This is a genomic window from Stanieria cyanosphaera PCC 7437 (genome assembly GCF_000317575.1).
In the GTDB taxonomy this organism is placed as follows: domain Bacteria; phylum Cyanobacteriota; class Cyanobacteriia; order Cyanobacteriales; family Xenococcaceae; genus Stanieria; species Stanieria cyanosphaera.
The window spans coordinates 3,520,375-3,534,974 of sequence record NC_019748.1; the positions used below are offsets into that span (position 1 = coordinate 3,520,375).

General features: G+C 36.9%; 14 protein-coding genes. 7 read left to right on the top strand and 7 right to left on the bottom strand.

Going from position 1 to position 14,600, the window contains the following annotated elements; genetic code table 11:
• Nucleotides 1-16: 16 nt before the first annotated feature.
• The 4 genes from pth to STA7437_RS15250 form a co-directional block, all read right to left on the bottom strand.
• Entirely contained in the window at nt 17-634 is a 618-nt protein-coding gene (gene pth / locus STA7437_RS15235; RefSeq protein ID WP_015194280.1) for an aminoacyl-tRNA hydrolase, read from the bottom strand.
• Nucleotides 635-644: 10 nt separating this feature from the next.
• Entirely contained in the window at nt 645-863 is a 219-nt protein-coding gene (locus tag STA7437_RS15240) for a DUF2811 domain-containing protein (protein ID WP_015194281.1), read from the bottom strand.
• A 472-nt stretch (nt 864-1,335) separates the two neighbouring features.
• On the bottom strand, nt 1,336-2,868 hold the full coding sequence (locus STA7437_RS15245) for a bifunctional ADP-dependent NAD(P)H-hydrate dehydratase/NAD(P)H-hydrate epimerase (protein ID WP_015194282.1): 1,533 nt from the start codon (nt 2,866-2,868) through the stop codon (nt 1,336-1,338).
• 123 nt (nt 2,869-2,991) lie between these two features.
• A complete protein-coding gene (locus STA7437_RS15250) occupies nt 2,992-4,053 on the bottom strand; it encodes an ABC transporter ATP-binding protein (RefSeq protein ID WP_015194283.1) in 1,062 nt (353 codons plus the stop codon).
• A 284-nt stretch (nt 4,054-4,337) separates the two neighbouring features.
• Here STA7437_RS15250 and clpS point away from each other — a divergent pair, with 284 nt between their 5' ends.
• Together clpS and STA7437_RS15260 are read left to right on the top strand one after the other, a co-directional pair.
• Nucleotides 4,338-4,631, top strand: coding sequence for an ATP-dependent Clp protease adapter ClpS (clpS, locus tag STA7437_RS15255; RefSeq protein WP_015194284.1), 294 nt, complete (start codon nt 4,338-4,340; stop codon nt 4,629-4,631).
• Between the two features lie 4 nt (nt 4,632-4,635).
• Nucleotides 4,636-4,923 carry a DUF2103 domain-containing protein gene (locus STA7437_RS15260; RefSeq protein ID WP_015194285.1) on the top strand — a complete coding sequence of 96 codons (288 nt, stop codon included), beginning with the start codon at nt 4,636-4,638 and terminating at the stop codon, nt 4,921-4,923.
• Nucleotides 4,924-5,077: 154 nt separating this feature from the next.
• Here the strand turns inward: STA7437_RS15260 and STA7437_RS15265 are convergent, their stop codons facing one another.
• Together STA7437_RS15265 and STA7437_RS15270 are read right to left on the bottom strand one after the other, a co-directional pair.
• Entirely contained in the window at nt 5,078-6,421 is a 1,344-nt protein-coding gene (locus STA7437_RS15265; protein WP_015194286.1) for a Mur ligase family protein, read from the bottom strand.
• A 78-nt stretch (nt 6,422-6,499) separates the two neighbouring features.
• The gene (locus STA7437_RS15270) at nt 6,500-8,719 is read right to left on the bottom strand and encodes a cation:proton antiporter domain-containing protein (protein WP_015194287.1); all 2,220 of its coding nucleotides are present in this window, start codon (nt 8,717-8,719) and stop codon (nt 6,500-6,502) included.
• 534 nt (nt 8,720-9,253) lie between these two features.
• On the opposite strand from STA7437_RS15270, the gene STA7437_RS15275 reads away from it, so the two are divergent.
• The 5 genes from STA7437_RS15275 (at nt 9,254) to STA7437_RS15295 (ending at nt 13,811) form a co-directional block, all read left to right on the top strand.
• On the top strand, nt 9,254-10,174 hold the full coding sequence (locus STA7437_RS15275; protein ID WP_015194288.1) for a J domain-containing protein: 921 nt from the start codon (nt 9,254-9,256) through the stop codon (nt 10,172-10,174).
• A gap of 202 nt (nt 10,175-10,376) precedes the next feature.
• Nucleotides 10,377-11,264, top strand: coding sequence for a D-alanyl-D-alanine carboxypeptidase/D-alanyl-D-alanine endopeptidase (gene dacB / locus STA7437_RS15280; protein ID WP_015194289.1), 888 nt, complete (start codon nt 10,377-10,379; stop codon nt 11,262-11,264).
• A gap of 126 nt (nt 11,265-11,390) precedes the next feature.
• The gene (locus STA7437_RS15285; RefSeq protein WP_015194290.1) at nt 11,391-11,738 is read left to right on the top strand and encodes a hypothetical protein; all 348 of its coding nucleotides are present in this window, start codon (nt 11,391-11,393) and stop codon (nt 11,736-11,738) included.
• Between the two features lie 67 nt (nt 11,739-11,805).
• Nucleotides 11,806-13,317 carry a stress-responsive protein Ycf46 gene (ycf46, locus tag STA7437_RS15290; RefSeq protein WP_015194291.1) on the top strand — a complete coding sequence of 504 codons (1,512 nt, stop codon included), beginning with the start codon at nt 11,806-11,808 and terminating at the stop codon, nt 13,315-13,317.
• A 143-nt stretch (nt 13,318-13,460) separates the two neighbouring features.
• Nucleotides 13,461-13,811: a DUF1257 domain-containing protein gene (locus tag STA7437_RS15295; RefSeq protein WP_015194292.1), complete on the top strand. Its 351-nt coding sequence runs from the start codon at nt 13,461-13,463 to the stop codon at nt 13,809-13,811.
• Between the two features lie 63 nt (nt 13,812-13,874).
• Here the strand turns inward: STA7437_RS15295 and STA7437_RS15300 are convergent, their stop codons facing one another.
• Nucleotides 13,875-14,555 carry a phosphoribosyltransferase gene (locus STA7437_RS15300; RefSeq protein ID WP_015194293.1) on the bottom strand — a complete coding sequence of 227 codons (681 nt, stop codon included), beginning with the start codon at nt 14,553-14,555 and terminating at the stop codon, nt 13,875-13,877.
• Nucleotides 14,556-14,600: the final 45 nt, after the last annotated feature.

Below are 14,600 nucleotides of genomic sequence, written 5' to 3' on the forward strand. Positions count from 1 at the left end.
ATAACTGGTTACTGAATTAAGTGATCGCAACACTACAACCATTGTAAAGACTCATTGCTTTTTCTACGCCCTCTTGAAGACTAAAATTTACTGCTTTGATAGCGAGTTCTAAAACATCAGTAACAACTTTGGTTTCTGTAGGCGCAAATTTACCTAAAACATGACTAATTGTTTCTTTGTTGCCATCAGATTTACCAATGCCAATTCGTAAGCGAGGGAAATTTTGAGTACCAAGATGGGAAATAATTGATTTCATCCCATTATGCCCCCCCGCAGAACCAGATAATCGCATCCGCAATTTTCCGATTGGTAAATCCATATCATCGTAAATGACTAACACCGACTCTGGAGCAATTTTATACCAATCTATCACCGCTCGAACGGCTTGTCCTGAACGATTCATGTAGGTAAGAGGTTTAAGCAAGCGAATTTTACTCCGATTGGGTGCTAGTCCTTCAGCAATTAATCCTTGAAAACGCTGATTTTTTTCCCAGTTTAATCCCCAAGAGTCAGCTAAAGCATCAACCGCTTCAAAACCAATGTTATGTCTCGTGCGATCATATTTTGGTTCGGGATTGCCTAAACCAACGATCAATTGCGGAATAATTAACTTTGCTGTCTTTTCTTGGGTCATGCGTATCTAGCTATTGTTGAAATAAGGTTTCTAAATAAACTCTCGCACAAGCGCGATAATTCTGGGAAGCTTCATTATTCTCTCCGCCACTATTTTGTAGCAAAAATAGCGATAAAGCAGCAGCAAACACGCGGTCTTGATCCCAAGTAGGATGGGTTTCTAGATAGTTTTTGAGAGATCTGTGTAACTCTTCAGGAATTTCTGCCAAAATGCTGACTTCAGCTTTCATATTTACCTCTGTACTCCTGTACTTTGAAGTTTTTCTTCGTCAATACCAAATTAGCTAGTTAAACTAGCTCTAGAAGATACTTCCCCTATGACCACGAAAAAAAAATATAGGTCTCAACCGAACTATTTTCTGCTGAGAGGGGGTAGGTTTGTCAATGCTACAAAATGTTAATAAAGTCTCAAGAACACCAAAACTATTACGAAATAATCAGGCTTTTGATTACTTTTTTGTTGTATAACTTAACATAAACTCAGTGGAATTTAGCTTGCGATCGCTTTTAAACAATAATTCCCCATTTATCTTTTTAAAGTTGATTATCTCGTCAGAGCTTGTGGAAAACTCTGGGTAAAATGTGGAAAACTAACAAAAAGTTTGTGGATTTAGTGGGGAATCTGTGGGGTAAATCAAGAGCAAAAAATAAGAATTAATAATTTTGGTAAGTTGTTAATAATCATTGACTTTTTTAAATTTGTTATTGCCAAACAGAAATTAAATATTGAGATAAAGTATGAGCATCTACTCCCAATTCAGTGCGTTGTTTAGCTGCTAAAATACCTGCTTGAGCGTGCCACCAGGCAGCAGTAGCTACGATGGAAACTTCTTCTTTAAATTCGCTTTCTCCTGCTTCTATTTGTGCCATCAAACCACCAATTAAACCTGTTAACACATCTCCGCTACCTCCTCTAGCTAAGGCAGGAGTACTTTCAGGAATCAGCCAAACTGAACCATTGGGATTAGCGATCGCTGTTCTAGCTCCTTTTAATAATACAATTGCACCACTTTGTTGGGCTGCGGTTTGAACTGCTGTAATTCTGTCACCATCAGTTAATTCTATGTCGGGAAAAAGGCGTTTAAATTCTCCCAGATGAGGAGTTAGAACTGTAGTTGCTTTTCGCTTGCCTAAACTTGATAAAGTGCCTAGTTGTGCCAAGATATTTAAACCATCGGCATCTAAGACGATAGGACATTCAGCTTTTAGTACTGCCTCAACAATTGGTTTTGCTTCAGAAGTTAAACCAGGGCCGCAGGCAATTAGATCATAATTACTAAAATCTTGAGCTAAATCGGGGAGAGATGCGATCGCGCCTGATTCAGTTTCGGGACAACCAATGGTTAAAGCATCGGGTAAATGACTGACTAGGATTGGTTTTAAAGATTCTGGCACAGCAATTGATAACATTCCTACTCCCGAACTTCTAGCACCCAAAGCAGTTAAAAGTGTACCGCCTGCATAGCGATGAGAACCGCAGATTAATAACAGATGTCCTTGTTTATATTTATGAGTTACTTGTGGACGAGGTATAGGTAATAATTTTTGGGCAAGAGTTTTAGTAATTTGTTGTACAGGTGCAGGTTGAGGAATCACTTGCCAAACAATATGAGGAGGAATACCAAAATCTAATCGTTCTACTTTACCAAGATAAGCCAAAGCTTGGTCTTGAAAAAACGCTCGCTTCCACAAACCCAAACAAAAAGTATGACTAGCAACCACTGCCGTACCTAAAACTTTGCCTGTGTCGGTGTGAATTCCTGAAGGCAGATCGATACTAACTACAGACTTTGACCAACTATTCAACTGATTAACTATTGCAGCAAGTTTACCCTCAAGCGATCGCTCGTTACCAAAACCAAACAACCCATCAATAATTAATTCACAATCTTCTAATGTTTCAATCTCTTCAAAAAAAGGGATTTTTAAACTGGCAGCGTAATTAGCATGAGTATTGGTTAAATCTTTTAACTTGCTGAGAGGACGACAAATTTTAACTTGATAACCAGCTAAATGTAACTCTCTGGCAACTACCAACGCATCACCACCATTATGACCAGGACCAACCAAAATCCCGACTTTTTTAATTTCCGATAAAGGATAAAGACTTTGAACCCTACTCGCACATAATCCTGCTGCTTTCTCCATCAATGCTGCTACAGGCATTCCTGCGCTAAAAATTTGTTCTTCAATCTGGCGCATTTGTTCGGCAGAGACTATGATTTGTTCGAGCATTTTGAATATTTAGACTAAAACTGCTTATATAGCGATCCTATCTAAATCTTGAACAATCAACTTACAGCAATTTTTGATTGAGTAAAGACGTTTTATACAAAGTCTCTACTGATAACTGGTTACTCAAATGCGATCGCCCGTTGCCAAATCGAACCAGTGTAGATGAGTAGTTGGTAGGTTTAACAATACTGTATCTCCTTCCCACTTGCGGTCTATGGGTAATAAAATTCTGAGGTTCTGATTAGAATTTGCGACTTGAACACTAATCAAATTCTCTTTTCCTAATTGTTCAACTAGATAAATTTCTCCTGTAACAGTTGTGTCGGATGCAAATTGTGCTAACTCAACATCTTCTGGGCGAATTCCCAACATTATTTGAGGAGGGATAGTAGCTAGAGGTGGCAGAGGTAGATTGGCATCGCCCAAAATAGCAGTATTGCCTTGACATTTGAGAGTCAGTAAATTCATTTGGGGACTACCAACAAAACCAGCTACAAATTGATTAGCAGGATGAGTATAAATTTTACTAGGTGGATCGAGTTGTTGAACTAAACCATCGTATAAAACTGCTACTTTGGTAGAAAGAGTCATCGCTTCGGTTTGGTCGTGGGTAACATAAACTACGGGTTTATTTTGTTCTTTAAACAATTGTTTTAACTGCGCCCTTACTTGTTCTCGCAGTAGGGCATCCAAATTACTCAAAGGTTCATCTAATAAAAATACTTCAGGGTTACGAACTAATGCCCTAGCTAAAGCGACTCGTTGGCGTTGCCCTCCAGACATTTGACCTGGTTTGCGATCAAGGAGATGAGTTAATTCTAATTGTTGGGCAGCTTCAGCTATTCTTTGTTGAATTTCTTCGGCAGGCATTTTTCGTAATTTAAGGGCAGTAGCAATATTTTCTGCTGCGCTCATGTGAGGATAGAGAGCATAACTTTGAAACACCATCGCCATATTGCGATCGCCTGGAGGAATCTTGTTAAGATTTTTCTCTCCCAGAATGATGTTTCCTTGTGTTGGTTGTTCTAAACCTGCAATCAAGCGAAGTAAAGTGGATTTACCGCAACCAGAAGGACCTAATAAAGTTAAAAATTCACCATTTTCTACTGCTAGAGCAATATTTTTAACAGGAATTACTTTGGAACTATATCTTTTTTGGAGATTTTGTAGTTCTAATTTAGCCATTATTAATTTGAATTAAACGTTTAACAACTTAAATGTGTGATTTAACCAAAATTTTTTGAGAATTCTTATGGCAGATAGTATCAAGATATGAGCGTTTTTGGACAATTTTATCGAACACTTTTAGTATTTGCCCGATTGTAGGATTGATTAAGATTTTATGAGTTTAATTTTCTAAAAATATTTTTTGAAGAAAAAATTAAAAAAAGCTAAACTATGGAAAAATCAACAGTTAAATTTTGAATTGCAATTTGTTTAAAATAAGCCTGTCAGCAGGAGTTTGGGAGATGACTGCTTCACCAACGGTAATTAAAGAAAAAGAAAGTAAAGTTGTTAGCAAGCCTTATCCAAACTACAAGGTAATTGTGCTTAATGATGACTTTAATACATTTAAACACGTTGCTGAATGTTTAATGACTTATATTCCTGGCATGACAAGCGATCGCGCTTGGGATTTAACTAATCAAATTCATTTTGAAGGACAAGCGATCGTTTGGGTAGGACCCCAAGAACAAGCTGAATTATATCATCAACAGTTAAAAAGGGCTGGTTTAACTATGGCCCCCCTGGAGGAAGCTTAAACTTATGAGTAGTTCTTCTGAGGGAAGGTTAGTTTGGAATCATTCTACTCATTTACAAGGATTAATTCCGATTTTAGAAAAATTGACTACTTGTCAAGGGATTAAAACTATTACCCCAGGAGAACTTAGTTCTGTTAGAAGTCATTGTCCTAAATTAAAGTTAAGAGTTTCTGTTCCAATTCGTGGTGGTTATAAACTAATTGCCCGTTACGGCAAAACTGTCCAAGAAGTATTTATTATTACTGATTTAACTAAAACTGAATTAGAACATTTTATTAGTAAATTTTTATAGTCAGTCTAAATGATTTGATGGTGTCGATTACAATTAACCGTCAACTATCAACCGAAATATATTTAGGATAAAACAGTAATAAAACTATTATTAGTGCTAAATAAAATTTGGTAAGGGTGAAAGTTAGTTCGCCCCTACAGAATAAAATCAATAATTACAATATTTTTCTACCGACCAAAATTTCTCTTACTTCTAACATTGCTGAATATGTAGGTAAAATATGCAAAGTTTCTTCTGTTAAAGTATGTTCTAAAGCAGTAGTAATTGCACTAGATAAATCCTCTTTAATTATTAGTTCCAGATTTCTGTTACTATTAATTTCTTCCCGACTATATTCTAAACGTAACGCCATATCATAAACGCGATCGCCACTGACAATTAATGTGCCTCCCAGTTTGACTAATTCTTCTGTATCTACATCCCAAATCCAAGATACATCAGTTCCATCGGGAATGCGATCGTTTAAAACTAATAATGTTACTGAAGACTTACCTGTTTTTTTAATCTCATTTACTGCCCGAATCGTTTCATTCATTCCTACAGGATTTTTGGATAGTAAAATACGAATATGTTTGCCATCTATATTCAATTCTTCTGCTCTACCAAAAGCTGCTTTAAAGTTTTTAATGGTGTTAAAAATAGCTTCGGTTTTAATACCAATTTCTTGTGCCAATAATCCTGCTGCTAGAGTATTGTATTTGTTATAAACTCCAATCAAAATTTGTTGCCATTCTCGACTATCAACCGCAGTTTTACTTTTATTAAAGCCACAATTTGAACAATGATAATCTCCTAAATGAGATAAATAAACTCCTTGATAATCTAACAACTGTCCGCAACTGGGACAATAAATAGAATCTACCGCATGAGGAATTGATTCTAAATATAATTCTGGTTCATTTAAGCCAAAGAATAAAACTTTTTGAGGTAAATTTTGTCCTAAATAAGATAAAGTCGGATCATCAGCATTGAGAATAATTACTGTATCTTTTGATAAAGGACTAATTGCTTTTTGCCAACGCTGACTGATTGTATCTACTTCACCATAACGATCTAATTGGTCACGAAATAAATTTAAACCTAAAATGTATTTGGGCTGACAGTCTTTTAAAAGAAGAGGTAAAATATTTTCATCTACTTCTAAAATTGCGTAATCTGCTGTTAGTTTTCCTGTCAAATCTGTATTGTTTAAAAGAGCAGTAATTAAACCATTAATTAAATTAGCACCACTAGAATTATGAGCAACTCGATAACCTTGCTTCTCTAAAATAGTTTTAAGTAATAACGAGGTAGTGGTTTTCCCATTTGTCCCAACAATCAAAATTACACCATACTTCACCTGTTCAAATAACAAAGGCAACAAACGAGTATGAAGACGACGGGATATTTCTCCAGGTAATACAGAAGCAGCACCCAAACGCAGAGACTTGACTATTTCAGTAACGGTTTTAGCAACACCTACAGCTAAACCCAAACGAACTCGATCTACCAGTTGCATCTTGGCTATACTTTGATAATTTCCTCGTACATTGTGCCTTGTTTACTTCGGTATCGGTAGGGTTATTACTTAATTAAATTAATCAAATTGAGTTTGAAGAGAGTTTGTGCGATCGCGCTTTTCTGAAATCAACAGATAATCTTCAGCTTCCAAAATAGTTTCTGGTTTAACTAAACGAATTAATTTTCCTTGTCTTCGTAAAGCTTCTAACTTAATTTGCTCTTGTTGTTGTAGTTGTAATACAGTCTTTCCTACCCACAGAGAAGTTTCGTTTAACAAAATCCACTTAATATTTGAAATCGATAAATTACCTTGCAATAAATCCTGAAAGAGGGCAACTTCTTTGCGTTTTCCTACTACCAAAATGCGATCGCTCATCTCTAATCTAGTGTCTGCTTGAGGATAGTAAATAGTTTCTCCATTCCTTTGAATACTCATAACTGTTACTCCTGTTAACTGGCGAATATTAGCAGAAGCTAAAGTCATACCGATTAAAGGTGAATTAACAGAAATGGTTAACCATTGATTATGAGTTGCCGAAGCCGTTTTTCTAATCTCTTGTGCCAAAGAAGTAAGAGTTAGTTCAGGACGAATGCTAAGATAGCGATCGGTACGAATCTCATCAATCGCCGAATCAATGGTATTTCTGGAAGTACCCAAAGTTTGTAAAATTTCTGCCCCCATTGCCAAAGCTGCTTCAAACTCAGGCTGAATTACTTCTTTTGCACCCATTTGAGTTAAAACATCGATTTCGCTATTAGTATGACAACGGGCTACGATCGCAATTTGAGGCGCAAAAGCAAGCGCGTGTTTAAGAAGAATACGAGTACTAGCAGGATCGGGTAAAGCGATCGCTAATGCTGTAGCCGTTTCCAAATGGGCTTTTTCTAAAACTAAATCCGAATCACCATCTCCAAATAAATAAGGAATTTTTTCTTGTCGTAGACGTTGAATAGCAGCTTCACTATTGTCTATTACCACAACAGGAATAGCGCGATCGCGTAAAATTTTAACAATTATTTGTCCTACTCTGCCATAACCTGCCACTACCACATGATTAGAGATAGTATCAGGTAAGGTAATAATTTTTTCTTGTTGTCTACTTCGTAAATATTGGCTTAACCAAGGCAAATTAAGTAACTTTTCAACCAAACGAGGCGAAAATTTAATACTAACTGGAGTTAATACTAGAGTAATTGCCGTAGTTCCCAATAATAGTAAATAGCTTTCTCGACTCATCAATCCAGATTCAAAAGCTACCAACGCCAAAACAAAAGAAAACTCCCCAATTTGATTTAAACCCAAACTAGCCAAAACTGAAGTTCTAAACGAGTAACCAAATCCCCAAATAATAGGAAAAACTATCATAGCTTTGCCAAACATAATCAAAATTACCAACTCCAAAATTACGCCCAGATTTTGCCAGAGTATTTGAGGATCGATTAACATTCCAATTGAGGCAAAAAACAAACTAGCAAAAGTATCTCGTAAAGGTAAAATTTTAGCTAAAGCTTGGTCAGCATAATCAATTTCCGAAATTGTTAAACCTGCAACAAAAGCCCCCATTTCAATTGATAATCCCAAACTAGCTGTAATCAAAGCAACACCTAAACAAAGAGCAAGAACGGCTAACAGAAATAATTCACTATTTTCTGTTTCAGCAATAGTTTTGATCACAGGAGGAATGATCCAATAACCAGCTACAAATGCAGCCGTAAAAAAAATCACCGCTTTTAAAATAGCCGTTAACAAAGCCGTAACCAAATTACTTGGTTCATTCAAGGCTGGTAAAACAGCTAACATCAATCCCAATGCCAAATCTTGGACAATCAAAATTGCTAACATTACTTGCCCATAAACAGTATTGGTTTCTCCTCTTTCTGTCAGGGTTTTTAAAACTACGGCAGTTGAAGATAAAGAAAGAATTGCCCCTAAAAAAACAGCTTCTGTGATTTGATCTACCCAACCCAACCAAAAAGACACCAAAGCAACTACCACAGTTGTTAAGCCAATTTGTAACAAACTGCCATTGATCGCAATATCTTTTACTCTTTTCAATTCTGTTAGAGAAAATTCTACTCCCAAGGTAAACAGTAGAAAAGCTACCCCAATTTCTGCTAAAGACTTAATGTTCTCAATTTCTTGAACTAATCCAAAACCGAATGGTCCAATTATTAAACCACTAATCAAATAACCCAACAACACAGGTTGACGCAAACGGTTAGCAATAAATCCACCCAAAGCAGATGAACCTAGAACAGTGGTAAGTTCTAGAACAAAATCATTTACTGCTGCCATAATTTATTGAGTCAAAATCTATATGGTTACTTAAAGGTTGCTACTATCAAAAATGAAACTATTTTGTCTCCTCATCTGATACCTTAAGTTTAAGTTCAACTTGCTGAATCGAGATCATTCTTCAACTGTAAAATAGTTTGTTGTTGTTAAATAAGTGTCTCTAACAATAACGGTATCTCCAGCAGTAATTTAATGATTTGTTCTAATGCCAAACTTTTTGACACTCTGCGCTATATAGCAGTTCTTATTTCTATGAGGTATGTCCTAAAATACTGATTTTTGTTGATAGTTGATTGATATAGTCATTTCAATTTAGAGTGAGACAATCTCTTCTTGCTACGAAAGGCTTTCAGCCGAAAAAAATGTTTCATTCTTATTTGAAACAACTATAACTGGTGTACAGACGTGTCGCCGAAACGTCTCTACTGATAACTGATAAATGCTTGATCCTGTTACAGAAGATAAAGTACAAATTGCCAAAAACCCCTCAAGGATGAAACTATTTGATTGTCTGTCTCACAATTTTGCTTAGAGATGAATCCAGAATCGATTGCCACTATTTATGATTTATTTCTATCTATCCTTTTATTTCTTAGTCTCTTTGGTTTTGTTACCTGGTTAATTTCTGCTTCCCAATCTTCTTCTTTTGATCATGCTTCTAATTTTAAAAATAGTTCCTCAAAAATAGTTACTATTTGTTCTTTAGCTTGTTTACTAGAAGATGCACCTCCAACAGCTTTGAAAGGACAATTTTATCCTTTTGCCACTCCTTTAATGACTCCTTTAGCTTGTTTACTAGAAGATGCACCATCAACAGCTTTAACCGGACAAGCTTATTCTTTTAGTTGTATTGTGACTCGCACTTGGCAAGAGTATTATCGACAAAATTTAGGTAAACCAGGAATTAATTATTGGCAATGGCAAAATTTTCCAGAGGTAAATCATGTTTCTCCAGAATTATCTCTACTATTGCAATTACCTCAACCTCAAGGTTCGGCTAAGGCTATTTTAGAAAATCTTCCTCAATCAAATGATTCTTCATTAATTCTCAAACATCACCAACGTTTAGCTTGGCAACAATGGCACAATCAAGCTTTAAGAATAATTGATCGACAAGCTTTAGCAGAAATATATCGAGTTTGTTATCAAGTTTCTTGGACTGTAGTGCAAAATCAACTCGATCCTTTACATGAAATAGTTAGTGATGAATTACAACCTTGGTGGAAAATTTTGGGAGTTACCTCAGCAGCGAATTCTCTACAAGTAGAAACTGCTTATAAAAAACTTTTGAGAAAATGGCATCCCGATCTTAATCAAAGTCCTTATGCTACCGAAATAACTGCTCGTCTCAATATTGCCTATGAACAATATCAGCAATTTCAAGCTTTAGAACTAGAAAATAAAACCTTGTTAACTAAAATACGTCAATGGGTGAAACCTTTTAAATCTCGTTGAGATTTAGAAAAAAACTAAAGCGATCGCTTTATGATTAATTTTGCTCTACATACATATTCTGAATTGTCGAGAGCTACTCAAATAAAATTAATAATCTTGACGAACAAGAATTTATAAATTACAACCTTGGAAAAATAGGAAAGATTGGATTTTTAGTCTTTTCTTTCACTCCTTACACCCATATATTTTGCTTCACTAGCTCATGGTAAAAGTTAGTCATCAGCTACAACACTTGGCGATCGCTACAATTCTAGCATTCTTTTCCGTAAATCTATTAAGTGATAATCGTTCTAGTGCTAACACTGTTACTAGAATAGAGCGTTTAGAACCAGTAGAACTCTATGTACCTCCACCGGAACAAAACACTACTGGAATCTGTTCCAACTATATTCAACCAGTAATTGACAAAATAGTAGAACGTTCTCCTTTCGATCAAGGTAAATGGGGTATTTTAATTCAAACTGCTGATGGTACTACCCTTTATAGTCGCAGTCCCGATTCTTATCTCATTCCTGCCTCAAACTTAAAGATTTTAGTCACTGCTGCTGCGCTACAAAAACTTCATCCTCAAGGCACAATTCGTTCTTCTTCAATTCAAGAATGGATTAATATAACCAATCTTAGAAGCAACAATATCTATGCAGATGTTTTACTCAGCTATCTTGGTGGTTCAACTTCTGTACGACAAGTTTTGACTGCTTTAGGAGTTGATCCAAAAGGCTACCATATGGTGGATGGTTCGGGTTTATCTCGTAGCAATTTGGCAACACCTCGGACTTTAGTGACCACTCTTAGAGCAATGTATTCTTCTCAAGATAAAGACAGTTTTCTTGCTTCTTTACCAATTGCTGGGATCAGCGGAACTTTACAACACCGTTTACGTTATACCAGTGCCGAAGGTACGGTTCATGCTAAAACAGGAACTCTCAAAGGAGTTCGTGCTTTGTCTGGTTATCTCGAACATCCAGAATACGGCACTTTAATTTTTAGCATTATTTCTAATCAACCTAACAGTCAATCTGATCCTGCTTTAGTTAATGCAATTGATGAAATTGTCATTCGTTTAAGCACCATAACTTCTTGCTCTTAATCAAATTTTTGACTAATTGTTAAGCAATATTACAATAATAACGTTATGCTGGCTTACTGTCTTGACAGAATAAAAATAAGCCACTAAATTGTTTTGTATACCCGGGTAAATACTAAAGTTAGTGATATGCAAAACAAACAAAAAGTAACGCTATACATACCACCAGAACTACACAGGAAGTTAAAAATAAAAGCTGCTATAGATATAGAATCTATGTCAACCTTGGTGGAAAAAGCGATCGCTTTTTACCTGCAGTATCCCGACAAGGTAGAAGAGGTAGAAGCAAATAACCTAGGCAAAACCCATCAGGTACATATTTGTCCTGAGTGTGATGCAGCCATGGTGATGAGAGAAGGCAAAATGCTCTCTCTTAGAGAACAACCAGGGGTTATAGCAGAAGAACTACCTCTAGAAGTAAGAGGACAAGTAGATACCTCAGAAAAATCCCACGGGGAGCAACTCGTACCCTGTTGACCTGTTAGGTAAAGTCCCAACGAGGTAAGTGGTCAAAACTGTAATCTAGCAAATTAAGGTCGATGTTATGAAAGAAGAGCTAAATATACTAATACAAGCTCAATATCCGCTTATCTATCTGCTTACTCCTGAAGAAGAGCGGGCCGAGCAAGCAATAGCTAAAATAGCCCAAGCTAATGCCGAACATCGACGAGTTTATGTCTGGACAGTAACTCATGGGATCGTTGAACACGGGCAACCACGTCAAGTCACACAGCACAATACTGTTTCCCCAGAAGCAGCAATTGAATGGACAATCCGTCAAAGAGATGCAGGGATATACATATTCAAAGATTTGCATCCCTTTATCGATGGACCAGTAATTACTAGATGGCTAAGAGACGCGATCGCAAGTTTTAAAGGAACCGAGAAAGTAATAGTCTTAATGTCTCCAGTTCAAAATGTACCGATTGAATTGGAAAAAGAAGTAGTAGTAATAGATTATCCTTTCCCGAATCTTGCCGAACTCAATCAAGTTTTATCCGCTCAACTACAAAAAAGTAAAAACCGTCGTCTCGATACTGAAGCGAGAGAAAAATTACTCAAAGCAGCTTTAGGTTTAACTAGGGATGAGGCTGAAAAAGTTTATCGCAAAGCACAAGTTAAAGCCAGTCGTCTCACTGAAGAAGAAGTAGAAATTGTGCTTTCTGAGAAAAAACAGCTAATTCGTCGTAATGGAATTTTAGAATATATCGAAGAAGATGAGACGATTAATTCTGTAGGTGGTTTAGAGGAACTAAAACGCTGGCTCAGACAACGCTCCAATGCTTTTACAGAAAGAGCTAGAGAATATGGATTACCTCAACCCAAAGGAATGTTGATTCTTGGTGTTCCAGGATGTGGTAAGTCTTTGATTGCTAAAACTACCTCTCGTCTTTGGGGTCTACCTCTTCTCCGCCTTGATATGGGTAGAGTTTACGATGGTTCGATGGTAGGTCGTTCGGAAGCGAACCTCCGCAATGCCCTCAAAACTGCCGAATCAATTTCACCTGTGCTTCTGTTTATTGATGAATTAGATAAAGCTTTTGCAGGTGGTGCAGGTTCAGGGGACTCTGATGGAGGAACTTCTAGCCGAATCTTTGGTTCTTTTCTAACCTGGATGCAAGAAAAAACCTCTCCTGTATTTGTGATGGCAACTGCCAATCGTGTGGAAAGATTACCTGGAGAATTTTTACGCAAAGGTAGATTTGACGAGATTTTCTTTGTAGATTTACCTACACCTGAAGAAAGACAAGATATTTTTAGAATTCATCTTAGCAAACGTCGTTCCGATATTAGTCGCTTCGATTTGGAACAATTGGCTAAGGTTTCAGATGGTTTTTCCGGAGCAGAGATTGAGCAAGCCATAATTGCTGCAATGTATGATGCTTTTGCTCAAGAGAGGGAGTTTACGCAGTTAGATATTATCGCTGCCATCAAAGCTACCCTACCTCTGTCGCGGACAATGACTGAGCAGGTGACTGCCCTAAGAGATTGGGCAAGGCAAAGAGCGCGTCCTGCTTCAGCCTCCATTGCTGAATACCAGCGATTGGAGTTCTAACAGACTTTCTTCTGTATCTTACAGAAGCAAAGGCTAGCAATTGCTAGCAGTTCCTTAAAAAAAAACCGTTTTGTAATTTATTCAAACGGAAATCACGTTAAAACTTAAGTTGTTGTTTACTTCTCTTCTACTGGAGGAATCTCATGTCTCACTTTAGCACTTTACGTACCAAAATCACCGAAGCTGAAATCCTCAAAAACTCTCTTCGTGACCTCGGTATTAACGTTAAAACCAATGCTGACGTACGCGGATACAACGGACAAAGAGTTCGTGCCGACATCGTTGCTGTTTTAGAAGGCGAATACGATCTTGGTTGGTCTCAAAATAGTGATGGTACTTTTGATCTAATTGCTGACCTTTGGGGTGTTGCCAAAAAGCATAATCAAACTGAACTAATCAACTCCATCAACCAAAAATACGCTGTTAATAAAACCTTAACTGAAGTTAAGCAACGCGGTTTACAGAACGCCAATGTCAAATTAGTTCTTCAATAACGAAATTTGAAGCGCGTTCCCAAGCATTGGGGTTGACTTTTTCGCAATGGTCAACCCTTTTTTCTATAGGTCTTTTTGAGATAGAGTTGGTTGAAATTGTTGATTATGAGTTTCTAACATTGCGACCGCATCAGTTAAGGAAACTTGCTCAAAATGATCATAAAAACGACTTACACTAAAAAAAGGATCAGGAGTCGCTAAGACTAAAACGCGATTGCTCCATAATTCTAATTGAGGAATTAAATCTGGAGGTGCAACAGGAGCGCAAAGCCAAATTTCAGCTACTTGTTGTTCTCTAAGATATTGAGCAGCAACTCCCATAGTCATGCCTGTGGCAATGCCATCATCAACAATAATCGCGATTTTTCCTTGCAGATCAAGAGGCAAACGGTAAGAAGCAAATTCTAAAGCTTGGTTTTGTGCCTTATCCTGAGCTTGTACTACAGCTTCTTTGAGTCCACACAAATTAGCATCTCTCCACAATTCTGGCTTAGTCCAAAGAATATTACCCTCACTAGTAACTGCTCCAATTGCCAATTCTCGATTAGTAGGAGTAGTAATTTTTTTAGCTACAATTACATCTAAAGGACAATTTAATTGTTTAGCGATCGGTATTGCTACAGGAATACCGCCACGAGGTAGAGCGTAGACAATTACCTGACGATTAGGTTGTAATTCTAACAACTGCAGATAAACTAGTTGAGCTAGTTCTGCTCCTGCGGTGGTGCGGTCGTGAAATAACATAGTTGAATTTATCAACCCCTATGGTTGCTTGACATCTTTATATTT